Raw genomic sequence first — 1,252 nt, 5'->3', positions numbered from 1 at the left:
GTCTGGATCAGGCCGAGGCCGTAGCGCGCGCCGGGCCAGACGCGCTCGGGGTCGGCGGGAACGGTGGCGCGCATCTCGGCGAGCAGGCGCGGCGGCAGCAGCCGTCCGCCGAGCAGCGCGCCGTAGAAGCGGTCGAGGTCGCCGGTGGTGGAGACGAGCGCGCCCGCCGCGCCGCCGAAGGTCATGTTCTGGTCGGTGTGGTCCGTCCAGGGGCCGTTCTCGTCGCGGACGTAGCCGCGCGGGTGGGGGCCGCGGAGGGACGTCTCGTCGCCCGGCCAGTAGGTGTCGCGCATGCCGAGCGGGCGCAGGACACGTCGGACGCTCTCCTCTTCGACACCGCGCCCGGTCGCCTTCCGCACGATCATCCCGGCGAGGATGTAGTTGGTGGACGAGTAGCTCCACGGCTTGCCCGGCGGATCCATCGCCAGCGCGAGGGCGACGAGCTGCTCCGGGTCGAAGTGCCGCCAGCGGGACGGGTCGGCGGGCAGGCCGTCGGTGTGGTCGGGCAGGCCGCTGGTGTGCCGGAGCAGGGACCGGATCGTGATGCGCCGCCCGTCGTAGCGCGGCGTCCGGACGAGGCCGGGCAGCCAGCGGTCGACCGTGTCGTCCAGCGACAGCCGGTGCTCGGCGGCGAGCAGCAGCACGACGGTCGCGGTGAGCGACTTGGTGATGCTGCCGACGCGGGTGCGTTCGCCGGTGGCCATCGGGCGTCCGGTGGCGAGGTCGGCGCGTCCGGACGCGGCGGACCACGCGCCGCAGCGCGGGTCGTCGATCCGGACGGTCACACCGGGCGTCTCGTTGGACGCGGTGAGCGCGTCGAGCGCCCGGCGGACGGCGGGGTGGTCGCGCACGCAGGCCGCGGACGCGGCCCGCGCCGGGAGCGGTGTGAGGACGGTGAGGGGCGCCAGGACCGCCAGAACGGCGGCGCAGAGTGGGGGGAGTCTCATATTTCCGACGCTAGGGAGACCGGCGTCGCGGCACAGTGGGGCAGTCCCCCAGACCTGACCGGGGGACTGCCCCCAGGGCCGAGGGAATCCGCAGATCGGCGGCGGTTCGGGCGTCGTGGGGCGAGAACGTGGCCGCGCCCTGGTTGCCGCCGTGGGCGCCGTCCACGGCACAATCACACCGTCGGACGCGGGAGGGAGTGCCGGTGTACACGGGGCGCGAGCTGGGTGGACGGTACCTGCTGGAGGAGCGGATCGGACGCGGCGGCATGGGCGAGGTCTGGCGCGCCGCCGACCGCCGCCTGGAC

At 75.0% G+C, this 1,252-nt stretch carries 1 protein-coding gene; it reads right to left on the bottom strand.

What is annotated here, in order from left to right:
* Positions 1–947 (bottom strand): serine hydrolase domain-containing protein (locus tag AB0J52_RS41280; RefSeq protein WP_500188718.1); only part of this gene is annotated, 947 nt, incomplete at its 3' end.
* Between the last annotated feature and the right edge of the window lie 305 nt (positions 948–1,252).

This window comes from Spirillospora sp. NPDC049652, assembly GCF_040675125.1.
GTDB lineage: Bacteria > Actinomycetota > Actinomycetes > Streptosporangiales > Streptosporangiaceae > Spirillospora.
The sequence above is the reverse complement of the archived record's forward strand: the minus strand, read 5'-3'. Positions and strand labels throughout refer to the sequence as shown.